This is a genomic window from Nocardioides immobilis, assembly GCF_003515065.1.
Taxonomy (GTDB): Bacteria; Actinomycetota; Actinomycetes; order Propionibacteriales; family Nocardioidaceae; genus Nocardioides; species Nocardioides immobilis.
Window position 1 is genome coordinate 125,665 of the sequence record NZ_QXGH01000018.1, and the last position, 22,475, is coordinate 148,139.

Annotated in this window: 18 protein-coding genes; 13 read left to right on the forward strand and 5 right to left on the reverse strand. The window is 70.5% G+C overall.

Annotated features, from left to right (window positions below; all coding sequences use genetic code 11):
• The first annotated feature begins 88 nt into the window (after positions 1-88).
• The 5 genes from D0Z08_RS15220 to D0Z08_RS15245 are packed head-to-tail and all read left to right on the forward strand — an operon-like array spanning position 89 to position 6,701.
• Entirely contained in the window at positions 89-976 is an 888-nt protein-coding gene (locus D0Z08_RS15220; RefSeq protein ID WP_182481323.1) for an MBL fold metallo-hydrolase, read from the forward strand.
• A gap of 11 nt (positions 977-987) precedes the next feature.
• Entirely contained in the window at positions 988-1,764 is a 777-nt protein-coding gene (locus tag D0Z08_RS15225) for an SDR family oxidoreductase (RefSeq protein ID WP_118926094.1), read from the forward strand.
• 4 nt (positions 1,765-1,768) lie between these two features.
• Positions 1,769-3,889: an MBL fold metallo-hydrolase gene (locus tag D0Z08_RS33000; protein ID WP_245993985.1), complete on the forward strand. Its 2,121-nt coding sequence runs from the start codon at positions 1,769-1,771 to the stop codon at positions 3,887-3,889.
• Positions 3,886-4,467: a cupin domain-containing protein gene (locus D0Z08_RS15240; protein ID WP_118926095.1), complete on the forward strand. Its 582-nt coding sequence runs from the start codon at positions 3,886-3,888 to the stop codon at positions 4,465-4,467. Before D0Z08_RS33000 ends, D0Z08_RS15240 begins: the two co-directional genes overlap by 4 nt.
• Positions 4,464-6,701 carry a molybdopterin-dependent oxidoreductase gene (locus tag D0Z08_RS15245; protein ID WP_118926096.1) on the forward strand — a complete coding sequence of 746 codons (2,238 nt, stop codon included), beginning with the start codon at positions 4,464-4,466 and terminating at the stop codon, positions 6,699-6,701. The genes D0Z08_RS15240 and D0Z08_RS15245 overlap by 4 nt, the downstream gene beginning before the upstream one ends.
• Positions 6,702-6,722: 21 nt before the next feature.
• Here the strand turns inward: D0Z08_RS15245 and D0Z08_RS15250 are convergent, their stop codons facing one another.
• The 3 genes from D0Z08_RS15250 to D0Z08_RS15260 all read right to left on the reverse strand — a co-directional run bounded on the left by D0Z08_RS15250 (position 6,723) and on the right by D0Z08_RS15260 (position 9,899).
• Complete coding sequence (locus D0Z08_RS15250; protein WP_118926097.1) at positions 6,723-7,706, reverse strand: zinc-dependent alcohol dehydrogenase family protein; 984 nt, start codon at positions 7,704-7,706, stop codon at positions 6,723-6,725.
• A gap of 115 nt (positions 7,707-7,821) precedes the next feature.
• Positions 7,822-8,664: an enoyl-CoA hydratase/isomerase family protein gene (locus tag D0Z08_RS15255; protein WP_182481324.1), complete on the reverse strand. Its 843-nt coding sequence runs from the start codon at positions 8,662-8,664 to the stop codon at positions 7,822-7,824.
• Between the two features lie 209 nt (positions 8,665-8,873).
• Positions 8,874-9,899, reverse strand: a complete 1,026-nt coding sequence (locus tag D0Z08_RS15260) for an AraC family transcriptional regulator (protein WP_118926099.1) — start codon at positions 9,897-9,899, stop codon at positions 8,874-8,876.
• Positions 9,900-10,030: 131 nt separating this feature from the next.
• Here D0Z08_RS15260 and D0Z08_RS15265 point away from each other — a divergent pair, with 131 nt between their 5' ends.
• From D0Z08_RS15265 to D0Z08_RS15295, 7 genes are all read left to right on the forward strand, one after another.
• Positions 10,031-10,987: an AraC family transcriptional regulator gene (locus D0Z08_RS15265; RefSeq protein WP_118926152.1), complete on the forward strand. Its 957-nt coding sequence runs from the start codon at positions 10,031-10,033 to the stop codon at positions 10,985-10,987.
• A gap of 109 nt (positions 10,988-11,096) precedes the next feature.
• Positions 11,097-12,002, forward strand: coding sequence for an alpha/beta hydrolase (locus D0Z08_RS15270; protein ID WP_118926153.1), 906 nt, complete (start codon positions 11,097-11,099; stop codon positions 12,000-12,002).
• 10 nt (positions 12,003-12,012) lie between these two features.
• Positions 12,013-14,016, forward strand: coding sequence for an acetoacetate--CoA ligase (locus tag D0Z08_RS15275; protein ID WP_245993987.1), 2,004 nt, complete (start codon positions 12,013-12,015; stop codon positions 14,014-14,016).
• Positions 14,017-14,051: 35 nt separating this feature from the next.
• Positions 14,052-14,519 carry a tautomerase family protein gene (locus D0Z08_RS15280; protein WP_118926100.1) on the forward strand — a complete coding sequence of 156 codons (468 nt, stop codon included), beginning with the start codon at positions 14,052-14,054 and terminating at the stop codon, positions 14,517-14,519.
• A gap of 102 nt (positions 14,520-14,621) precedes the next feature.
• Positions 14,622-15,839 carry an acetyl-CoA C-acetyltransferase gene (locus tag D0Z08_RS15285; protein WP_118926101.1) on the forward strand — a complete coding sequence of 406 codons (1,218 nt, stop codon included), beginning with the start codon at positions 14,622-14,624 and terminating at the stop codon, positions 15,837-15,839.
• Between the two features lie 16 nt (positions 15,840-15,855).
• Complete coding sequence (locus D0Z08_RS15290; RefSeq protein WP_118926102.1) at positions 15,856-16,635, forward strand: peroxiredoxin family protein; 780 nt, start codon at positions 15,856-15,858, stop codon at positions 16,633-16,635.
• A 21-nt stretch (positions 16,636-16,656) separates the two neighbouring features.
• Positions 16,657-18,984, forward strand: coding sequence for an ATP-binding protein (locus D0Z08_RS15295; RefSeq protein ID WP_118926103.1), 2,328 nt, complete (start codon positions 16,657-16,659; stop codon positions 18,982-18,984).
• Positions 18,985-18,994: 10 nt separating this feature from the next.
• Here D0Z08_RS15295 and D0Z08_RS15300 read toward each other — a convergent pair whose 3' ends face one another.
• The gene (locus D0Z08_RS15300) at positions 18,995-21,016 is read right to left on the reverse strand and encodes an NADPH-dependent 2,4-dienoyl-CoA reductase (RefSeq protein WP_118926104.1); all 2,022 of its coding nucleotides are present in this window, start codon (positions 21,014-21,016) and stop codon (positions 18,995-18,997) included.
• Entirely contained in the window at positions 21,013-21,480 is a 468-nt protein-coding gene (locus D0Z08_RS15305) for a tautomerase family protein (protein WP_118926105.1), read from the reverse strand. Before D0Z08_RS15305 ends, D0Z08_RS15300 begins: the two co-directional genes overlap by 4 nt.
• Positions 21,481-21,676: 196 nt before the next feature.
• On the opposite strand from D0Z08_RS15305, the gene D0Z08_RS15310 reads away from it, so the two are divergent.
• Positions 21,677-22,474, forward strand: coding sequence for an enoyl-CoA hydratase/isomerase family protein (locus D0Z08_RS15310; RefSeq protein ID WP_118926106.1), 798 nt, complete (start codon positions 21,677-21,679; stop codon positions 22,472-22,474).
• The last annotated feature ends 1 nt before the right edge of the window (position 22,475 follow it).

A 22,475-nucleotide genomic window follows, 5' to 3' on the forward strand; every position in this document is an offset into this window, starting at 1 on the left:
GCTGCTTCCTACGGTGGCAGGACCGGTGTCGACAATCGAGTCGCTGCGCCCCGCTGCGGGCAGCAGATCCCTTGCGGCAGGAGATGCAATGAGCCACCTTCGACACGAGCTGGGCGTGTTGACGTTCGAGGTGCTCGTCGTGGACGGCCAGCCGATCCCCGGACGACCCGCCCCCGATGGCTCGCCGAGCATGTGGTCGCCCACATCGGCGACCCTCATCTGCGGCGAGAAGCGCGCCGTGCTCATCGACGGACTGACCACCAAGGAGCACGCGGCCGCACTGATCGACTGGATCGACGGCCGCGGCCTCGAGCTGCAGACGATCTACGTGACCCACGGCCATGGTGACCACTTCTTCGGCCTCGGCCCGCTCGTGGCGCGGCACCCGGGCGCCGAGGTCGTCGCGCTGACCGAGGTCGTCGACCGGATGCAGGAGCAGACCTCCCCCGAGGTCTACGACAGCCTCTGGGGGCCGCTCTTCGGCGACCAGATCCCCGAGGAGATCGTGAAGGCGGTGCCGCTGGAGGGCGACCGCATCGACCTCGAGGGCCACAGCCTGTTGGTGCACCGCGCCGGTCACTCCGACCGGTCGGACACGACCTTCGTGCACGTCCCGGAGCTCGACCTCGTCGTGGCGGGCGACATCGTCTACAACGGGGTGTTCCCGTACACGGTCGACACCGACCGCGCCAGCCGTGACGAGTGGCGGCAGGCGCTCGACGCGATCGCCGCCTGCAAGCCGTCGCGGGTCGTCGCCGGCCACAAGGCCCCGACCGCGGACGACGACCGCCGGCACATCGCCGAGACGCGGAAGTTCCTCGATGACTTCGACGCCGCCCTGGACTCCGGCGCCCCACCGGAGGAGATCTTCGACAGCCTGGTCGCGACGCACCACGACCGGCTCAACCGGACGGCCCTCTGGGTCGGCATCTCCGTCCAGGCCCACCACCGCGACAAGCAGTCGACCCACAGATAGGGATCACCACCATGCAGGAGCTCTTCTCAGTCAAGGGCAAGAAGGCCGTCGTCACCGGCGGAACCCGCGGTATCGGCTACATGATCGCCGAGGGCCTCCTCAAGGCAGGCGCGGAGGTCTACATCTCTTCCCGCAAGGCCGACAGCTGCGAGGAGGCCGCACGGGATCTCGGGAAGCTCGGGACAGTGCACGCCTTCGCCCGCGACCTCAGCCAGGAGTCGGAGTGCCGGTTGCTGGTGGAACAGATCGCCGAGCACACCGACACCGTCGACATCCTCGTCAACGACGCGGGCGTCACCTGGGGAGCACCCCTCGAGGACTACCCCGACAGCGGCTGGGACCGGGTCATGGACCTCAACGTCAAGGGCGTGTTCAACATGACCCGCTTCCTCCGGCCGATGCTCGACAAGGCCGCGATGCCGGATCACCCGGCTCGCGTGATCAACATCAGCTCCATCGACGCGACCATGGTGCCGCTCTTCCCCGCCTTCGCGTACGGGGCGTCGAAAGCGGCGGTCAACCAGCTCACCGTGCACCTGGCCGCCGAGCTGGCACCGAACATCCTCGTGAACGCGATCGCTCCGGGCCCCTTCCCGACCAAGATGATGAACGCGATCCTCGACGAGCAGGGCGACGAGATCCGCGCCATGACCCGGGTCGGGCGGACGGGCGAGCCGGACGACATCGCCGGTGCGGTCATCTTCCTCGCCTCCCGTGCGGCGAACTACGTGACCGGCGCGGTCCTGCCTGTCGATGGCGGACTCAGCACGACCGGCGCGGCGAACTAGTGGCATGAAGACAGTCGTGTACGCCGAGAACGGCCCGTCCAGCGTGATGGGCGTGGTCGAGCGCGACGTCCCGGACCCGGGCGCCGGGGAGGTCCGGGTCCGGGTCGTCCGCTCGGGGGTGAACCCCACTGACTGGAAGTTCCGCGCGCGGATGCCGTTCCAGCACACGGAGATCTCGCCCGGACAGGACGGTGCCGGCGTCGTCGACGCAGTGGGAGAGGGCGTCGTCGACCTGGCCGTCGGAGATCCCGTCTGGCTGCTGCTGGCCCAGTACGGCCGCGCCTACGGCACGGCGGCCGAGTACACGGTGCAGCCGGTCGAGCGCGTCGTACCGATGCCGGCGGGAGCCGACTTCGACCTCGGTGCGTCGCTCGGCGTCCCCGCCGTCACCGCCCATCGCGCCCTGACCTCGGCCCAGGACGGGCCCACGAGACTCGGCCCGGGAGCACTCGCTGGCCGGGTGGTGCTGGTCGCGGGCGGCGCCGGTGCGGTGGGCAACGCCGCAATCCAGCTGGCTCGATGGTCGGGAGCCACCGTCATCACGACGGTGTCCACCACCGAGAAGGGATTCCTGGCGCGAGCGGCCGGCGCCCACCACGTCGTCAACTACCGGGAGTCCGACACGGCCGCGGCGATCCGGGCACTCGCCCCTGAGGGCGTCGACCTCGTGGTCGAGGTCGCTCCGGCCGAGAACAACGAGCTCGACATCGCGGTCATCAAGAACCACGGCACGATCGCCGTCTACGCCAACAACGGCGGCAACACCTTCACCGTCGACATCGGCAAGACGTTCTGGCAGAACGTGCGCTACCAGTTCGTGCTGCTCTACCCCCTCGATCCCGAGCTTCTCCGGGCGGCCGCGGAGGACATCAACGCCGCGGTGGCCTCGGGAGCACTCCGCGTCGGCTGGCCGGCCGGCCTGCCTCTGCATCACTTCACGCTGGACCAGGCCGGGGCGGCCCACGACGCGGTGGAGAACAACGTCATCGGAAAGGTCATCGTCGATGTTGCCCAGCCACCGCAGACGCGCCCTGCTGTGGCGACGACGTTCCGCACCACTCCGACGGCCCACGCCGTCTCGCCGGACTGCGGGCAGCACTGGGCGGCAGAAGGTGCGTGGCAGGTCGCGGAGGGCATCCACCGGATCCCCCTGCCGCTGCCGTCCGACGTCCTGAAGGCGGTCAACGTCTACGTCGTCCAGACCGACGACGGACTCACCCTGGTCGACGGCGGTTGGGCCATCGAGGCTGCACGGGACGTGCTGGAGCGGAGCCTGCGCCTGCTCGGGGCCGGCTTCGGCGACATCCGGCGGTTCCTGGTCACGCACGTGCACCGCGACCACTACAGCATGGCCGCCCAGCTCGGCCACGAGTACGGCGCCGACGTCGCGCTCGGCGCGGACGAGAAGGCGACGCTCGACCTGCTCAACGACCACGCCCGGCCGCGGACGGAGACCCCGTTCTTCGCCAGTCTCGTGAGCGCCGGCGCGGTCGGGCTCGCGGAGCAGTGGAACCAGGTGGAGAACGCCGTCCCGAACCAGGCGGTCTGGCTCTATCCCGACACCTGGTTTGAGGGCGACCACGCGATCCCGGTCGGCAACCGGACACTGGACGCCATCCACACACCGGGCCACACCGCGGGTCACTACGTCTTCGCCGACCGGGGCGCGGGACTCCTGTTCGCCGGTGACCACGTCCTCCCGACGATCACGCCATCGATCGGCTTCACGATGCCGCCGGCACCCGACCCGCTGGGTGACTTCATGGCGTCGTTGACGAAAGTTCGTGCGCTGCCGGACCTACGGGTGCTCCCCGCGCACGGACCGGTGGCGCCGTCGACCCATGCCCGGGTCGACGAGCTGCTGGTCCACCACGAGCAGCGCCTGGTGAACAGCCTGGCCACGCTGGCGGGGGGCCCGCTCACCGCCCTGGACGCCGCGACCCGGTTGAGCTGGACGCGACACGAGCGCTCCTTCGACGAGCTCGACGTGTTCAACAAGGGCATCGCGGCGATGGAGACCAATGCGCACCTGGAGCTGCTGGTCAGCCGGGGTCTGGTCACCCGCAGCTCGACGACCGAGGGTGTGGTCCTGTTCACCCGGGCAGAGAGCGGAGCAGCTCGATGACCATCCACGCTCCGACCGACCCGCTCTCGATCGCGCTTCCGCCGCTGGTCGTCGGCCGCTACCGCTCCCCCGACGGGCGCGCCGAGGTCGCCCTGCGCAGCAGCGTCTGGCTGGACGGAGCGTGGTGGTCCTGCATCGACCGGACCTTCCAGGCCGGCGCCGGCTTCCTGGTGCCCCACCGACACGCCCACACCGACGAGGTGCACCTCGTGCGTGACGGCGCCGTTCGCTACCTGCTCCGCGGGCGCGTGCGTACGGCGCACAGCGGCGACGTCATCGTCGTACCTGCCGGCACCGTCCACGCGGACCCGTGGGCGACGAAGGACGGGCCTGCGACCGTCACCTCCCTGCTGTCCCCGGCCGCCCGCGAGTGGATCGACTTCGGTGTCCGGCTGGGGGAGGCCACGCGACGAGGACAGCTCGCCTCCAGCGGGCAACCACCGCTGCCGGTGGTGATGCGGATCGTGCACGAGACCGGTGCCGACGTACTGGCGCCGGGCCTGCCCGCCGCCCTGCAAAGGCGCGTCGCCATCCCGGCGCTGGCCGCGATCGGCCGACTGTTCTGGAAGGAATCATGAGCGAACATCTGGCGACGTGCCCGCTGTGCGAGGTGGCCTGCGGGATCCGGGTCAAGGTCGAGGGCGACGAGATCGTCGGAATCCGTGGCGACGCCGACCATCCGGCGACGCGTGGGTTCATCTGCCCCAAGGGCACCGCGCTGCAGAGCCTGCACCACGATCCCGACCGGCTGCGCGCTCCGCTGGTGCGACGCGGCGGGGAGTTGGTCGAGACGACCTGGGAGGACGCGTTCCGGTTCCTCGAGGAACGGCTCGCGCCGATCGTCGCCGAGGGCGGGCCCGACGCGGTCGCGTGGCACCTCGGCACCCCGCTCACCCACGACTACGGCACCTGGATCTACGGCAACCTGTCGTTGCGCCTGGCCGAGGCGAAGCAGGTCTACACGACGGCCACCGTCGACCACATGCCGATGATGACCGCGGCCGGGCTCATGTTCGGCGCGCGCGACACCAACTCGTTCTCGAGTGCGGCACCCGATGTCGACGCCTGCCACCTGCTCGTCCTCGTGGGCTGCAACCCGCTGGTGTCCAACGCGACAGGCATCACCGCTCCGCGCGGACGACTCAAGGCCATCCAGGAGCGCGGTGGCCGGATCATCGTCATCGACCCGGCGCGCACCGCCACCGCTGAGCTGGCCGACCTCCACCTCGCCGTACGACCGGGCGGGGACGCCGCACTGCTCGCGGCCGTGGCCCAGGTGATCTTCGACGAGGGCCTCGACCGGCTCGACGTCCTCGGTCCCCACATCGCCGGCGCGGAGGAGCTCCGCACCGCGGTGGCCCCGTTCACGCCCGAGGCGGTGAGTGATCGCTGCGGCATCGCACCTGAGGTGATCCGGGAGCTGGCGCGCGAGATGGCGAACGCTCCGTCCACGGCGATCTACGGACGGGTCGGCGCCATGACGCAGGAGTTCGGCACCGTGACGACCTGGTTCATGTACGCCCTCGCCGCGGTGACCGGCAACCTGGACCGGCCCGGCGGGACGCTCTTCCCGATGGGGGCGGCCGCGACCCACAACACGCGCGGCGTTGCCGGCCGCGGGGCGCCCTTCCCGACGGACCGCTGGCGGAGCCGCGTGGGCGGGCACCCCGAGGTCCTCGGCGAGCTCCCGGTGGGCGCGCTGGCCGACGAGATCCTCGCGGACGGCTCACCGATCCGTGCCCTGATCACCATGGCCAGCAACGGCGCCCGCTCCGTGCCCGACAGCGCGCGCTACGAGGCCGCCGCCCGCCACGTCGAGCTGCTCGTCTCGGTCGACCACTACGTCAACGAGACCACGCGCCACGCCGACCTGATCCTGCCCCCGCCGTCGGCCGTCGAGCGCGACCACTACGACATCTTCTTCGAGCAGCTCGCCAGCCGGAACCACACGCGCTGGACCGACGCGGTGATGCCGCCTCCGCCCGACGCCTACTCCGAGCACGACATCCTGCTGGAGCTCACCGCCGTGCTGGGCGGGTTCGGCGACATGGATCGCGGGGTCATCGACGACATGCTGCTCTCCGCACTCGTCCACGACATCGTGGAGGAGCCCGGCAGCGTGCTGGCCGACCTCGACCCTCAGGACGTGCTCGCCGCGCTCGGCGACGTGCGCGGACCGCAGCGTGGTCTCGACCTCCTGCTGCGGGCCGGGCCGTACGGCGACCACTTCGGCCAGCGGCCCGGTGGCCTCACCCTGGACGAGCTCAAACGCCATCCGCACGGCATCGACCTGGGCCCGCTGCAACCCCGCCTGCCTGACGTGCTGCGGACGCCGTCGGGCCGCGTCGAGCTCGCGCCCGAACCGCTGGTGGCCGACCTGCGCCGGGTGTACGACGGGCTCGGCGACGACCCCGGCCTCGTCATCATCGGCCGCCGCCAGACCCGGTCGCTCAACTCCTGGATGCACAACGTCCCCGCCCTGATGCGCGGCCGCGACCGGTGCACGGTGCTGCTCCACCCCGACGACGCGAGCGCGCACGGTCTGGTCGACGGCGCCCGCTGCGAGATCTCGTCCGACGCCGGCGCCGTCGAGGCGACGGTCGAGGTCAGTGACGAGATCCGGCGCGGCGTGGTCAGCCTGCCGCACGGATGGGGCCACGAGGGGCCGGGACTGCAGCTCAGCGTCGCCGAGCAGCACCCCGGTGCCAACCTCAACGCGCTCACCGGACCGGGTGGCCTCGACGTCCCGTCGGGCACCGCGGCGTTCAGCGGCGTGCCGGTCGCGCTGCGCGCGCTCCCCACACCCGCCTGACCCGGGTCCCGGGAGGCCCAGTCACCAGGCGAAGAGCACCTTGCCGGCCCGGCCGGTCTCGGCCGCGTGGGCCAAGGCGGCCTGGCACTGATCGAGCGTGTAGGTCGCCGTCACCGGCGCCTTCAGGACGCCGTCGCCGACGAGCGCGCCGAGTCGGGCGTACGCCGCGGCGACCTCCTCGCGTGGCGTCCTCTCGAGCCAGTGCATCTGCCAGAAGCCGCGGACGCGGATGTCGCGGAAGATCAGGTCGGCGGGACTCATGGCGACCGGACCTCCGCTCATCCCGCCGTAGCTCACCAGCGTGCTCCCCTGGGCGAGCCACGGGACGAAGTCGGTCACCGCGTCCCCGGCAACCCCGTCGATGAGGAGGGAGATCCGGTCGTCGCCGAGGGCGTCGGCCACGTCGTCCGCGAACTGGGGGCCGGTGACGACGACCGCGTCGGCGCCCGCGGCGAGCAGGGCCGGCACCGCTTCGGGTCGCCGTACCAGGCTGAGACTGCGGAGGCCCGCCTGCCGGGCCAGCGCGACGACATAGCTGCCCACGGCCGAGCTGCCGCCGGTCTGGGCCACCCACGCACCGGGCGGGAGATCGACGAAGCTCCGCAGCAGCAGGTCCGCGGTCATGGGGTTGATGCCGAGCATCGCCATCTGCAGCGCGTCGGCATCGGGATCGACCGGTAGCGCATCGTCCGCCTCGACGGCGACCTGGTCCTGCCAGGTGCCGTGCCGGAGCGTCGGGACGATGAGGACCCGCTCGCCGACACGGGTCGGTGCGACCGCAGCGCCGACATCGATGATGCGACCGATGCCTTCGGTCCCCAGCTCGGCGGGCAGGCGCGGACGGTGTCCGTAGCGCCCCCGCATGAGCAGGAGGTCCGACGGGTTGATCGGCGCCGCCTCCATGGCGACGAGGACCTGACCGGCCTCGGGCCGGGGAGCATCGCGCTCGACCAGCTCCACGACGGCCGCGGGCTTCCCGAAAGTGCTGATCTGCAGACTCTTCACTCTGACCTCCATGGCAGCTGAGCGTGGCGGATGACGGGTGCGGAACGACCGCCGCGCACCCCGGTGCACCGACTGCTCGGGGTGCTCGAGGTGCGCGACGGACGTTCAGCAGTACCTACATGCCGGTGCTGGGCGGGAACGGACCACTCTCGATGTAGTCGCGCCGCTTCTCGAGGGGGATCTCCAGGAACGCGAGGCAGGCCGCCTTGGCGTCGTCGGACTGCATGGCCTCCTGCCAGAACAGGCTCTCCATCTCGAGGCCGCTCTGGAGGTCGGTGTTGAATCCCTTGTAGATCGAGGCCTTCGCCTTCGCGATGCCCATCGGGGGCAGGGTCGCGATCTCCTTGGCGATCTCGAGGGCGCGCGCCGGCGCGTCGTCGACGAGCTCGGAGGTGATGCCGAGCGACTGGGCCTCCTCCGGCGTCACGACCATGCCCCGCAGGATCATGTTGAGGGCCTTGCCCAGGCCGATGAGGCGCGAGAGCCGCTGGCTGCCGCCGGCGCCGGGGATGATGCCGAGACGGACCTCGGGCTGGCCGTACCGGTAGTCGCCGCGCTCCCCGATGCGGATGTCGCAGGCGAGCGCCATCTCCTGGCCCCCACCCATGGTGTCGCCGTTCATCGCCGCGATGGTCACCTTGGGCAGCGCCGCGATGCTGTCGAGGAGGGCCTTGAACTGGCGCACCACCTCGGCGGCGTACCGCGACGTCTCGGGCGACTTGATGATCAGCTCGTAGATCTCCTCGACGGAGAAGTGCGTCAGGAAGCCGGTCTCGTCGGGGCGGGACTGGAAGATCACCGCGCGGAAGCGTGGCTCCGCCATCACCGGCACCAGCTGTCCGAGCTCGCCGAGAGCGGTGACGTTGAGGTAGTTCAGGGGGTCGGCCGAGTAGGTCACGATGAGGACGCCGTCGGCCTCCTCCAGGGTGAAGAGCTCGGTGGATTCCGGCAGAGGCATAACAGACGCCTTTCGTCTTGATGGCTGTCCTTGCAGGCTAGGGAGGCCTGACGGAGCGCCCATAGAACGACTGCGCCTCGTCGTGGGACCTCCGCGCCCGACCGGGAGACGGGCCGAGCACAGGTAGCTACCTGCGTAGTTCTGCGCTCGTCCGGGCGTGGTCCGCGGCGCACGATCGGATCATGCCTTCCGGTCGCCCAGTGGCTCGATCACCGAGGCTGATCGCGCGCCGTGCGGCGCAGGTCCGAGGGTGACGTGCCGAACCACCGCTGCACCGCGCGCGTGAGGCTCGACTGCTCCCGCAGGCCGACCCGGACAGCGATCCGCGTGAACGCCAGGTCGGTGGTCGTGATCAGCTTCCGCGCTTGCTCGCGCCGCACCAGGTCGACCAGGTCTTTGAATCCGACCCCCTCGACGGCAAGCAGCCGCTGGAGCGTGCGCGGATGAAGACTCAGCAGGCGCGCAACCTTGGCCAGGTCCGGCTGGTCCGGTCCCGGCTGGCCCTCGAGGATCGCGGTGACCAGGTCGGAGACCGGCACCTCCTCGTGACCGAAGTGGCTCTCGAGGTAGTCGACCGCGATGTCGCGCAAGATCTCGTTGCCTCCGCTGACCGGCACGTCCAAGAGCTGTCGCGGCATCCGCAGAGCGGCGCGGTCACAGTCGAAGGCGACCTCGGCCCCGAAGTGGTCGCGGTACGCCGTCTCGGGGGCGAGAGCGGGATGGGGAAGCTGGACCGAGCGGAGTCCGTACGACCCGCCGGTCACCAGCGTCACGACGCGGTGGACCATGCCGAGCCCGTAGTCGATCGCCTGCGGCGACGCGGTGCCGGTCGTGCTTGCGTAGCGGATCGCGAGGACCCCAGGGTTGTCCAGCGGGTCCGGGATCACCTCGTGGGACAGCGCGGGACTGAGGACGGACAGGTAACGGCTCGCGCACTCCAGGGCCTCGCCGACCGTGCGAGAGTTCTCCATCGCGATCGCGAGTGGGCCCAGGACGTGGAGGTCCTGCTGGGCTGCCATCCGCAGGCCGAAGTCGGGGACGTCGAGCTGTGCCGCAGCATCCTCCAGGACCTTCTCCACCAGTCGCACGCTGACGAACGTGTCTTGCTGCGCCGTCAGCCGCTCGTCGACGCCGTACGCCGCGAGGAACTTCTCCCCCGGCCCGCCGACGCTCGTGACCACGGCGGGTAGGCCGCGCAGGATCGACGCGCGGATCGGGACGTCGCTGTCGCGCAAAGACAAATCCTTGTCGTGTGGGGGCAAGTAACCACTGTCACACCGAAGCAAACTACAGAGCACCTATGAAGTCGAGAGCTCCAGCACCAGACCGCCTCGACACCAGAGAGAGCAGCGAGCAGACCGTGACCATGACCCAGACCCAGACGATTCCCGAAGTCTCCCCCGCCATCTCGCACGAGGAGCGGGACTTCCGCTGGCGGATGGCCATCCATGACCGCCTGGCGAGCCTGAAGCTGAAGCCCACGAACCGGATCCAGGGTTACGGCTCCCACCAGGCGCGGGACATCGGCGACCTCCTCATCACCGACTGGCGCTGTCCGGACCTGGAGGGCGTCCGCGGTAAGACCATGGCCGACAAGGAAGCCGAGTCGGTGGTGCTGTTCATGGTGACCACCGGGCGGCAGATCGTGCAGACCCCGACCGAGACCCTGGTGCTGCGGCCGGGCGCCCTCCTGCTAATGAGCACCCGGGCCACGGGCAGCGTCGTCATCCCCGACAAGGTCCGGAAGCGCACGGTGCGGGTCCCCCTGACGGCGCTCGCCCCGTACGACACGGGGCCGGGCGTCCCGGACTTCCTGTGCCTCGACACCAGCGCGAATCCGCTCGCCCGGCTGACCCAGGACTTCCTGAGCGGCGTGGACGCGCAGCTCGGTCAGATGTCGCCGCTCGACGTCGAGGCCGGCCGCAACGCCCTCCTGGTCCTGATCGCCGGGATGATCCGTTCCAGCCACACCCCGGACGTCAGCGAGACCGACTTCCTCCCGTTCCTCCGGCAGGAGCTGGAGAACTGGATCGCCGGCCACCTCAGCGAAGGTGCGATCCGGGTGCGCGACCTCGCGGTCGCCCACAACGTCGCGCCGCGTACCGTCCACCGCGCGTTCGCCGCCACCGGCGACACCATGGGAGCCGTCGTACGGGCGCACCGCCTGGCCGCCGCGCGGAACGACCTGGTGCACACGTCCGCCTCGGTCGCGGCGATCGCACACCGGTGGGGATTCTGCGACGCGAGCCACCTCGGCCGCGAGTTCCGACGCGAGTTCTCGATGTCGCCGGGTGACTACCGCGCGGCTCACGGTATCGCGTGAAACGCATGGCGCGCCGGTTCCACAGCCTGTCGCGATCGTTCTATGAGGCGTCCGTCACAGATCCGTACGTTCGTCCTGTCCGAGACCACGAGTGAAGGCGGCGCTGAAGATGACCCGAGAAGACATTGAGTTCCCCGGCGAAGGTGGCATCACCCTCCGGGGCTGGTTCTACAAGGCCGAGGGTGCGACCGGCCCCGCTCCGGCCGTCGTGGTGACGCACGGCATGTCCGGCGTCAAGGAGATGCACCTCGACGACTACGCGCAGGTCTTCGCGGAGGCCGGCCTCAACGTCGTCGTGTACGACCACCGCAACTTCGGCGCGAGCGATGGCTCGCCCCGCCAGGAGAACGACCCGGTCCTGCAGCACCGCGACATCCGCAACGCGATCACCTACGCGACCACGCGTCCCGAGGTCGACGCCTCGAGGATCGGCGTGTGGGGCACCAGCTTCGCCGGCGGCCACGCGCTCGTCGTCGCCGCGATCGACAAGCGGGTGAAGGCCGTGGTCTCGCAGGTGCCGTTCATCTCGGGATCGCGCCAGCTGGCCCAGGCGGTCCGTCCCGACTTCATCCATCACGTGCGTGAGCAGTTCGACGGCGACCGGGCCAACCGGTTCGCCGGCGGCGAGCCCGCCATGCTGGATGCCGTCACCCCGGACCCGACCCTCCCGGCGATGATGCCGTCCCTCGAGGCCTACGAGTGGTTCACCAAGACCTCCGCGGACCGGGCGCCCAGCTGGAAGAACCAGCTGACTGCGCGCAGTCTCGAGATGGCCTCCGAGTACGAGCCCGGCAGCTACATCAGCCGGATCGCGCCGACCCCGCTCCTGATGATTGTCGCCGCCGAGGACGCGGACGCGCCGTACCAGCTCGCGCTGGAGGCCTACGAGGCGGCACGGGAGCCGAAGCAGATCATCGTCACCCCGGGCGGCCACTTCGCCAACTACAGTGGCCCCGGCTTCGACCAGGCCGCCGCGGCCGCGCGCGACCACTTCGTCAAGCACCTCAGCGCCTGATCAACAGACGATGACCACCATCACCGGCCGCCCCGAGCCTGCGGCCATCGCGGCGAACGCGGGCGCTGTCATGCGCCCCGCGTTCGCCGGCCAGGAGCTCGCCGAGACCGGGCTCGGCAAGTACGTCGCGTGGCTCGCCACCCGAGGCCGTCGCTTCGACTCCTACCTCGACCTGTGGGCCTGGTCCGTGGAGGACCTGGAGGACTTCTGGTCCTCGCTCTGGGAGTACTTCGACGTCCCTGGCTCTCCGGGCACGTGCGTCCTGCCCGACCGGGAGATGCCCGGGGCCAGCTGGTTCCCGACCGCCCGCCTGAACTACGCCGAGTGCGTCCTGAGGGCGGTCGACGACCCGGACCGGCCCGCGATCCTGGGCCGGTCCCAGACCAGGGAGCCGGTCGAGCTCACCTTCGGAGACCTGGCGGAGCAGGTACGCCGCGCCCGCGCGGCGTTCCAGGCTCTCGGCGTCCGCAAGGGCGACCGGGTCGCGGGCTACCTCCCGAACGTTCCCGAGGCCGTCGTGGCGATGCTCGCGACCGCCTCGCTCGGGGCGACCTGGGCGTGCTGCCCGCCCGAGTTCGGGGCCAGGAGCGTCGTCGACCGGCTGGCTCAGCTCGAGCCGAAGATCCTGATCGCCGTCTCCGGCTACACCTACGGCAGCAAGGCGGTGGACCGGACCTCGGAGCTGCAGACCATCCGCGCCGCACTGCCGACGGTGACCGACGTGGTCGGCCTGTCCTACGGGATCCACGAGGTCGCCGACGCCCACGACTGGACCGCGCTCCTGGCGGCCCAGAGCGCGGACGCACCTCTCGAGTTCGAGCCCGTCTCCTTCGACCACCCGCTGTGGACGCTGTTCTCCTCGGGCACCACCGGGCTGCCGAAGGCAGTGGTCCACAGCCACGGCGGCATCACGCTGGAGCACCTGAAGCTGCACGGACTCCACCTGGACACCCGGGCCGGCGACCGGGTGATGCTGATGACCACCACCGGCTGGACCGTGTGGAACTGCATGGTCAGCGCACTCATGGTCGGTGCGACCATCGTGGTCAGCGACGGCAACCCGCTGCACCCCGACCTCGAGGAGCCGTGGCGCACGGTGGCCGAGACCGGCGTCACGATGTTCGGCACCAGCCCCGGCTACCTGATGGCCTGCCGCAAGGAGGCGATGCGGCCCGGTGACAGGTTCGACCTGAGCGCGCTCCGCACTCTCGGGGTGACCGGCGCGGTCCTGCCTCCCGAGGCGTACGACTGGCTGTACGACGTCCTGCCCGCCGACGTCTACCTGAACTCGATGAGCGGCGGCACCGACATCTGCTCGAACTTCATCTCGGGGAGCCCCTGGGTGCCGGTCTACCGGGGCGAGCTCTCGGGACCTGCGCTCGGGTCGGACGTGACCGCGTTCGACGATGACGGTCTCGAGGTGACCGGCGTGGTCGGCGAGCTCGTGGTCCGCTCCCCGATGCCGTCCATGCCGGTCGCCTTCTGGAACGACAACGGCATGGAGCGCTACCGGGCGGCGTACTTCGACACGTACCCGGGGATCTGGCGCCACGGTGACTGGGTCACGGTAAGTGAGCGACGGAGCTTCGTGATCCAGGGCCGCTCCGACGCCACATTGAACCGTGGCGGCGTCCGGCTCGGGACCGCCGAGTTCTACAACCTCGTCGAGAGCCTCCCGGAGGTCCAGGACAGCCTCGTCGTCCACCTCGAGGACGCCGCCGGCGGGCCGGGCGAGCTGATGCTCTTCGTGCAGCTCGCTCCGGGCCACGAGATGGGCGCCGACACGGTGAACGCCCTGCGGGGAGTCATCCGAAAGGAGCTCTCCCCCCGGCACGTGCCCGACCTGGTGGCTGCGGTCCCCGCGGTCCCCCGGACGCTCACCGGCAAGAAGCTCGAGACGCCGATCAAGAAGATCCTGGCCGGCGCCAAGCCGGACCAGGTCGTGTCCCGGGGCTCGATCACCGACTACGACGCCATCGAGGCCTACATCCGCGCAGCTTCCAAGACTGTGTGACCCACCACCATTTCGCGCCAGCAGGAGGAACAGCAATGCCGTACTGGGAGATCTTCACCCCGGAGAACGCCTATACCGAGGAGGACAAGCGCCAGCTGTCCAAGGACCTCACCAAGGTGTACGTCGACTTCGTCAACCTGCCGGAGTTCTACGTGGTCATCCGTTTCCACGAGATGCCCGAGAACACGATGTACGTCGGCGGCGAGCCCAAGAACAACTTCGTGCGGATGGTTGTCGACCACATCGCACGGCAGATGGACGACCCCGAGTTCCGCAAGCTCGCCATGTCCGTCTTCGAGGCGACGATCGCTCCCTACGTGAGGGACCGCGGCTACGACTGGGAGATCCACTTCGACGAGACGCCCATCGACCTGTGGCGGGTCCAGGGCCTGATGGCGCCGCCGGAGAACTCCGAGATGGAGAAGCTCTGGGCCAAGGAGAACCGGCCGATTCCCTATGACGAAGAGACCATGCTCCCCCTCGAGCCCGTCCCCGCCCCCTGACGGAGGACCCGGGGCGCGGCTCACCCCCCGTGCCCCGGGACCTCATCCACCGTTTCCACCCCGGTCCGCCGGCCAGCACGCCACGACAGAGAAAGCACCCTCATGCCTGAAGCAGTCATCGTCGCCCACACCCGCTCCCCCATCGGTCGGGCCATGAAGGGCTCACTGAAGGAGGTCCGGGCCGACGACCTCGCCGCCCAGGTCATCGAGTCCGTCCTGAGCTCCGTGCCGGAGCTGGACCGGGAGGAGCTCGGCGACCTCATCCTCGGGTGCGGCCTGCCCGGTGGCGAGCAGGGCTGGAACATGGCGCGACGGGTGGCGGTGCAGCTGGGGATCGACACCCTGCCCGGCACGACGGTGACGCGCTACTGCTCCTCCTCACTCCAGACGACCCGGATGGCGTTCCACGCGATCAAGGCCGGCGAGGGCACGGCGTACCTCTCCGCCGGAGTCGAGTCGGTGTCGGGCTTCGTGCGCGGCAGCTCCGACCACTTCCCGGGCACGGAGCACCCGCTCTTCGACAGCGCACGTGAGCGCACGGCCGCCCGCAAGGTGAGCGGTGCCGCGTGGAGCGACCCCCGCGAGGACGGCCTCGTCCCCGACGTCTACCTCGACATGGGCGAGACCGCCGAGAACGTGGCCTCGCTGACCGGGATCCCGCGCGAGCGACAGGACGAGTGGGCCGTGCGATCGCAGCACCGCGCCGAGGCGGCCACCAAGCGGGGACACTTCGAGTCCGAGATCACGCCCATCACGCTGGCGGACGGCACCGTGGTCTCGACCGACGACTGCCCCCGTTTCGGTACGACGTACGAGGCCGTCGCCGGGCTCAAGCCCGCCTTCCGCGAGTCGGGGTCGGTCACCGCGGGCAACTCCTGCCCCCTCAACGACGGCGCCGCCGCGCTCGTGATCATGTCCGACGTGCGGGCACGCGAGCTCGGGCTCACGCCGCTGGCGCGCATCATCTCGACGGGCGTCACCGGTCTCTCGCCGGAGATCATGGGCCTCGGTCCGATCGAGGCGACCAAGCAGGCGCTCGCGCATGCGGGGATGAGCATCGGCGACGTCGACCTCGCCGAGATCAACGAGGCGTTCGCGGTGCAGGTGCTGGGCTCCGCCGACGCGCTGAAGCTCGACGAGGACAAGCTCAACGTCAACGGCGGTGCGATCGCCCTGGGTCACCCGTTCGGCATGACCGGCGCCCGGATCACCGGCACCCTCATCAACAACCTCCGGTCGCAGGACAAGACGATCGGCCTGGAGACCATGTGCGTGGGCGGCGGCCAGGGCATGGCCATGCTCATCGAGCGTCTCGCCTAGCAGGTCGGAGCCGCGCATGGGCCGAGCACCAGCGCCCGACCAGCCCGAGGTGGGCCGCCGATACCGGATCGACCGGCCCACCCTCGGGGTCGTCGTGCGCGACCTGCGGATCCCTGCCGACCATCCGGGGCCCGGGGACCAGGTCCCCCTCTTCGACCTCCCCACGACGGACGGCGGCCGGTTCAGCAGTGCCGACATCACCGTTCGCGGTCGACCGCTGGTGCTGGTGTTCGGGTCGCTCACGTGCCCGATCACCGAGGGCGCTGCGCCGGGACTGGTCACCCACCACCGCAGGTACGGCGACGCCGTCGACTTCGTTGTCGTGAACGTCCGCGAGGCCCACCCCGGTGCCGACGTCCGCCAGCCGCGACTCGCCAGCGCGAAGATGGCGAACGCCTGCGCGTTGAGGAGCCAGCACGGCTTCGATTTCCCGGTCGCGGTGGACGACATCGACGGCACCGTGCACCGCGCCTTCGGGACGAGGCCGAGCTCGGCGTACGTCATCGACGCGACGGGCACCATCGTCTTCCGCGCCCACTGGTCCAACCGCCTGGCTGCTCTCGAGGACGCCGTACGAGCGGTCCGTTCCGGGGAGGTCCCCCGGCGTGCTGCCGTCGGCGAGACCGTGCGCGCACTCGCCGGGATGGCGGGACCTGCCGACGTCACGCTGCAGACCGCCGGGCGGGGTGCGATGCGCGACTTCTGGCTCGTCGCGCCGCCGGTCGGCCTGTTCCTGACCGTGTCGAGGGTCTGCCGGAAGCTCTCCAGGCGGCCCGAACCACCTGCAGCGGGGTGACCCGACGCCTATCCTGACGCGGTGAGCCAGTTGGCCGCCGCACCGGCGGCCCGATCGAGCCTGCCGGCGGAGCTAACCGAGTTCGTCGGCCGGCGGCAGGATCGCGCCGACGTACGGCGACTCCTGACCGAGGCGAGACTCGTGACGCTCACCGGCCTCGGTGGCGTCGGCAAGACGCGACTGGCGCTCCGGGTGGCGGCGGACCTGCAGCGGGCGATGCACGACGGGGTGTGCTTCGTGCCGCTCGCCGAGCTGTCCAGCCCCGAGCTGATCCCGGAGGCGACGGCGACGGCGCTCGGCATCCACGACCGGTCGAGCGAGTTCGGGACGATCCGCCTCACCGAGTACCTGCGCGACCGCGAGCTGCTGCTGGTGCTGGACAACTGCGAGCACCTCATCGACGACTGCGCGATCCTGGCCGACACGCTCCTGCGGACCTGCCCGGGGTTGCACGTACTGGCCACGAGCCGGGAGCCGCTGCGCATCGCCGGCGAGGTGATCCGTCCGGTGACTCCGCTGTCCATCCCGGACTCGGCGACCGAGCTCACCACGCTCCAGGACTACGAGGCGGTCCGCCTGTTCGTGGAACGGGTGCGGCAGGTAGCGCCGGGATTCGAGCTCGACGGCGAGAACCGGGCAGCCGTGCTGGAGATCTGCCGACACCTGGAGGGCATTCCGCTGGCCCTGGAGCTGGCCGCCACGAGGCTGCGCGCGACGTCGCCGGGCGAGCTCCTCACGCGGCTCCGGGACCACTGGCAGCTGCTCGACCTCGGCAGCCGGAACGCGCCCGAGCGGCACCGCACGATGTCGGCCTGCACCGAGTGGAGCTACGCCCAGTGCACGCCGGCAGAGGCCGGGCTGTGGGAGCGGTTGTCGGTCTTCGCCGGACGCGTCGAGATGGACGCGATCGAGCACGTCGCCTCAGCGAACGGCGCCTCCGTCTCACCGGAGGCCACCGCCGACCTCGTGCAGGCGCTGGTGGACAAGTCGATCCTCACGGTGGAGGTGGCCGACGGCCGCACCCAGTTCCGGATGCACGAGGTCCTGCGGCAGTACGGCGCGACGCGACTCGCCTCGACCGGGTCCGTTGCTGAGACCCGTCGTGCCCTGCTCACGTTCTACATCGACCTGCTGGGCCGCGCCGATGCGGAGTGGATGAGTCCGCGGCAGATCGGGTGGATGCGCCGACTCCGGCGCGAGGATGCGAACTTCCGGACCGCGCTCGAGTTCGCCGCCACGGAGCCGGGCGAGGCCGCGAGCGGCCTCGAGCTCGCCGCCCGGCTGCGCAAGTACGCCATCGCCTACGGCGCCTTCACCGAGGTTCGCTACTGGCTGCGCCGACTTCTCGACCTGGTGCCTGAGCCCGGCCTCGGGCGGCTCCGCGGGGTGCGCGCCGCGTGCGGGCTCGCAGCCCTGCAGGGCGATCGGCAGGCTGCCGCGGCACTCGCGGCCGAAGCACGGGAGCTCGCAGACGGTCTGCCGCCGCCGGCGACGTGGCTCGCCGACCAAGCCGCCGGTTGGCAGCTGATGTTCCTGGGAGAGCACGAGGCGTGCGTCCAGCGCCTCGAAAGCGCCCTCATCGCGCTGGAGGACGGAGGGAACGCACGCGACATCGCCGAGACGTACACGCTGCTGGGGATGGCGCGGGCCTTCGCCGGCGACTTGTCGGGCGCCGCCGCCGCCCACGAGAGAAGCCTTGCGATCTGCGAGGCCAGTGGCGAGTCGTGGTGCCGGTCGTTCTCGTTGTGGCACCTCGGCCTGGTCGTCTGGGCGGGCGGTGACCTGGTCCGGGCGATCGAGCTGGAGCGGCAGAGTCTCGAGCTCCAGCGGCTCATGGACGAAGGATTGGGTCTGGCGCTGTGCCTGGAGGCCTGCGCCTGGATGCACGCGGCCGATGATCCCCGGAGGTCGGCGACCCTGCTCGGCGCAGCCGACCGGCTGTGGCACGTCATGGCGACCTCGCTCGAGGTCCTGCCCGGACTCACGCCGTTGCGGCATGGGTGTGAGACCGCGGTGCGGGCGTCGCTCGGCAACGACCAGTTCCAGAGCTCGTACGACGCCGGCTTGGCCATGGACGAAGGAACGGCCATCGCCTGCGCGCTCGACGAGAAGCCGACCTCCCCGACCAACACCGGAGCGCCGACCGAGGGCGGCGCCACGCTTCTCACGAAGCGTGAGCGGCAGGTGGCCGAGCTCGTGGCCACCGGACTCACGAACCAGGAGATCGCCGGCAAGCTCGTGCTGTCACGACGGACCGTGGAGGGCCACGTCGAGCGCGCTCTCACCAAGCTCGGCTTCAGCTCCCGGACCCAGCTCGCGCTCTGGGTCTCCGAACACCCCCGGTCCTGAGACCGCTCCCCTACAGCGTCGCGGCGAGCTCGACGCCCTGGCGGATGGCCCGCTTGGCATCGACCTCGGAGGCGTCGAGGGCTCCCCCGATGATGTGCGGCTGGAACCCGGCGTCGCCGAGGGCGTCGTACAGGTCCCGGCTGGGCTCCTGGCCGGCGCAGACGATGACGGTGTCCACGGCCAGCACCGACCGCTCACCGGCGATCTCCACGTGCAGACCCTTGTCATCGACCTCCAGGTAGGTCACGTCGGGAACCATCCGCACTCCCCTGGCGGTCAGCTCGGCCCGATGGATCCAGCCGGTCGTGAGCCCGAGTCCTGCGCCGACCTTGCCCTTCCTCCGCTGAAGCAGGTGGACGGTGCGGGAGGCACTCTCGGCGGCAGGGGCGACCAGGCCGCCCTCACCCTGGTGGTCCGGATGGACGCCCCAGCGCCGGTTGAACGCTTCGACGTCCTGGCTGCTCGCCGGCCCGTCCTGGGTGATGAACTCGGCGACGTCGAACCCGATGCCGCCTGCGCCGATGATCGCGACATTGCGGCCCGGCACGACCCGCCCCTGGAGGACGTCCAGGTAGCCCACCACCTTGGGGTGGTCGGAACCCACGAGGTGGACGGCTCGCGGGGTGATGCCGGTCGCGACGACCACTTCGTCGTACGCCGCGGCCGCGAGGTCGCTGACCGTCACCCGCCGTCCGAGCCTGACCTCCACGCCGGCCGCATCGAGCTCGGTCGAGAAGTAGCGCAACGTCTCGGCGAACTCCTCCTTGCCGGGGATCCTCCGGGCCAGGTCGAACTGGCCGCCCAGGGTGTCGGCCGCGTCGTGGAGCTCCACCTGGTGGCCGCGCTCGGCGGCCGCGAGGGCGAAGGCCATGCCCGCGGGTCCGGCGCCGACGACGCCGATCCGCTTGCGGCGACGGGTCGGCGACAGGTCGAGCAGCGTCTCGTGACACGCGCGCGGGTTCACCAGGCAGGACGTGATCTTGCCGCCGAGGGTGTGGTCGATGCACGCCTGGTTGCAGCCGATGCAGGTGTTGATCCGATCGGGCCGACCGACGCGGGCCTTGATCACGAAGGCCGGGTCGGCGAGGAACGGCCGCGCCATCGACACGAGATCGCTGACGCCGTCGGCCAGCAGCTGCTCGGCGACCTCGGGCGTGTTGATGCGGTTGCTCGCGACCACGGGGATCCCGACGCTCTGCCTCAGCTGCGCCGTGCTCGCCACGAAGGCCGCCCGCGGCACCGAGCTCGCGATCGTCGGGACCCTGGCCTCGTGCCAGCCGATCCCCGTGTTGATCAGCGTCGCGCCCGCGGTCTCGATCTCCTTGGCCAGCCGCAGGTTCTCCTCGAGGGTCGAGCCGCCCTCGACCAGGTCGAGCAAGGACATCCGGAAGCTGATGATGAAGTGGTCGCCCACGCGCTCGCGGGTCCGCCGCACGATCTCGATCGGGAACCGCTGCCGGCGGTCCGCGTCGCCGCCCCAGGCGTCGGTGCGGGTGTTCGTGACGGGCGCGAGGAAGGTGTTGATGAGGTATCCCTCGGACCCCATGATCTCCACGCCGTCGTACCCCGCGGCGCGAGCGAGCTCGGCCGCCCTGACGAAGTCCTCGACCGTCTGCTCGACCTCGGCAGTCTCGAGCGGTCGGGGCGCGAACTTGTTGATCGGCGCCTGGAGAGCACTCGGAGAGACCAGGTCGCGGTGCGCGGCGTACCGGCCGAAGTGCAGGACCTGCATCACGATCTTGCCGCCCTCGGCGTGGACGGCATCGGTGATCTGGCGGTGGTCGTCGACGTCACTCAACGAGGCCATGACCGCGCCTCCCGGGACATGCTGACCCACGTGGTTGGGGGCGATCCCCCCGGTGACGATGAGGCCGACCTCGCCCCGGGCTCGCTCGGCGTAGAACGCCGCCATCCGCGCGAACCCGTCCGGTGCCTCCTCGAGCCCGAGGTGCATCGAACCCATCACGACCCGGTTCCTGAGGGTGGTGAACCCCAGGTCCAGCGGCTCCAGCAAGCGGCGGTACGACGTCACAGGTCTGCCCCCGTGTACGGCGAGCTCCGGTTCTCCCGCGCCCACTTCTTCTCGACCTCGGACCACGGCGGAGGCGGCTCCATGCCGTCGATGTTCCAGGTCTCGTGCGGCACGTTCTCGACGTGCAGCTCGGACTCGTAGCCACGACCGGGCACGTACGGGTCGAGCGCCTCGTGGGCGAGCTTGAGGAACACGTTGTTGACGTCGGCCTCCGACACCCCGAGGCGCTCAGCGATCTGGCCTGCGGTGCGGGCGGCGTGGACGATGACGACCTGGACGAACTTGCCGCGCATCTCTCCGCCCACCAGGAACGACGCCGGCTTGAGGTCGTGGAAGATCACGGTGGTGTAGAACCGCGGAAGGTCGAAGTTGTCCGAGTAGATGTTGGTGATCCGGTCGCCGAGGTCCAGCTTCTCCTCTTCGGTGTACGCGTCCTCGGGGACGAAGAGCTGCCATAGGGGCATGGTGGAGGTCTCCTTGCATCGGGCCGGAACTCGGCGGTCTCGACGCTAGGCGGCGCTGACGGCGTCCGAGTAGAACGCACGTGCCGCCCGTTGGTACCGAAACGCCTCGATCGGGCCCTGGTCTTGTGCTCCCCCGCCACCACGCCGACGCTGCGTCAGATGGTCCGATCGCATCAACGACCGAGGAGAGCCACCCATGTCCGAGAACATCCTTGACCGGATCGCCTACGACCTCGTCGACGGCGTCGCTCGCATCGAGCTCGCCCGCAGCGGCGCGCACAACAGCCTCGACCAGCAGATGGGCGAAGCCCTGCACGTCGCAGCGGACCGTGCCGCGAAGAGTGCGGCGGCCGGCGACGCCCGGGTCGTGGTCGTGAGCGCCCAGGGGCGCGTATTCAGCGTCGGCGGTGACCTCGGCGAGTTCGCCGCGGCGGACGACCGGGGCGCGCAGGTCGGGGCCGCCGCGGACCAGCTGCACGCCGCGCTCGCCATCCTCCGGTCGCTGGACGTGCCGGTCGTCTCCGTCGTCAGCGGGACGGCAGCCGGAGGCGGCCTCGGGTTCGCCCTGGCCGGCGACATCGTCATCGCCGCCGCCGAGGCAAAGCTGGTGATGGCCTACACGGCATCCGGACTGACCCCGGACTGTGGCATCACCTCGGTGGTCCCGAGCCGGGTGTCCTGGCCGCGAGCGATGGACCTCGCCCTCACCAACCGCCTCATCACTGGAGCCGAGGCCGCGGACTGGGGACTGGTGAGCCGCGCCGTACCGGCGGCTGAGCTCGCTGCGACCGTCGAGGCCGTCGTCTCCAGCTTGCGCGCCGGCCCGGCGGACGCGCTGGCCGCCACCAAGCGCCTCATGGCCGAGTCCCGAGACCGGACGTTCGCCGACCAGCTGGACCACGAGGCCGCGTCCATCTCGCGCGCCATCGGCGAGCCCGACGGCGTCGAGGGCGTCGACGCGTTCCTCGCCAAGCGGAAGCCGGTCTACGGCTGAG

What these genes read in the sequence shown, in the direction of transcription:
- D0Z08_RS15220 (WP_182481323.1), top strand. Translation starts at nt 89, where the DNA reads ATGAGCCACCTTCGACACGAGCTGGGCGTGTTGACGTTCGAGGTGCTC.
- D0Z08_RS15225 (WP_118926094.1), top strand. Translation starts at nt 988, where the DNA reads ATGCAGGAGCTCTTCTCAGTCAAGGGCAAGAAGGCCGTCGTCACCGGC.
- D0Z08_RS33000 (WP_245993985.1), top strand. Translation starts at nt 1,769, where the DNA reads ATGAAGACAGTCGTGTACGCCGAGAACGGCCCGTCCAGCGTGATGGGC.
- D0Z08_RS15240 (WP_118926095.1), top strand. Translation starts at nt 3,886, where the DNA reads ATGACCATCCACGCTCCGACCGACCCGCTCTCGATCGCGCTTCCGCCG.
- D0Z08_RS15245 (WP_118926096.1), top strand. Translation starts at nt 4,464, where the DNA reads ATGAGCGAACATCTGGCGACGTGCCCGCTGTGCGAGGTGGCCTGCGGG.
- D0Z08_RS15255 (WP_182481324.1), bottom strand. Translation starts at nt 8,664, where the DNA reads ATGCCTCTGCCGGAATCCACCGAGCTCTTCACCCTGGAGGAGGCCGAC.
- D0Z08_RS15265 (WP_118926152.1), top strand. Translation starts at nt 10,031, where the DNA reads ATGACCCAGACCCAGACGATTCCCGAAGTCTCCCCCGCCATCTCGCAC.
- D0Z08_RS15270 (WP_118926153.1), top strand. Translation starts at nt 11,097, where the DNA reads ATGACCCGAGAAGACATTGAGTTCCCCGGCGAAGGTGGCATCACCCTC.
- D0Z08_RS15275 (WP_245993987.1), top strand. Translation starts at nt 12,013, where the DNA reads ATGACCACCATCACCGGCCGCCCCGAGCCTGCGGCCATCGCGGCGAAC.
- D0Z08_RS15280 (WP_118926100.1), top strand. Translation starts at nt 14,052, where the DNA reads ATGCCGTACTGGGAGATCTTCACCCCGGAGAACGCCTATACCGAGGAG.
- D0Z08_RS15285 (WP_118926101.1), top strand. Translation starts at nt 14,622, where the DNA reads ATGCCTGAAGCAGTCATCGTCGCCCACACCCGCTCCCCCATCGGTCGG.
- D0Z08_RS15290 (WP_118926102.1), top strand. Translation starts at nt 15,856, where the DNA reads ATGGGCCGAGCACCAGCGCCCGACCAGCCCGAGGTGGGCCGCCGATAC.
- D0Z08_RS15305 (WP_118926105.1), bottom strand. Translation starts at nt 21,480, where the DNA reads ATGCCCCTATGGCAGCTCTTCGTCCCCGAGGACGCGTACACCGAAGAG.
- D0Z08_RS15310 (WP_118926106.1), top strand. Translation starts at nt 21,677, where the DNA reads ATGTCCGAGAACATCCTTGACCGGATCGCCTACGACCTCGTCGACGGC.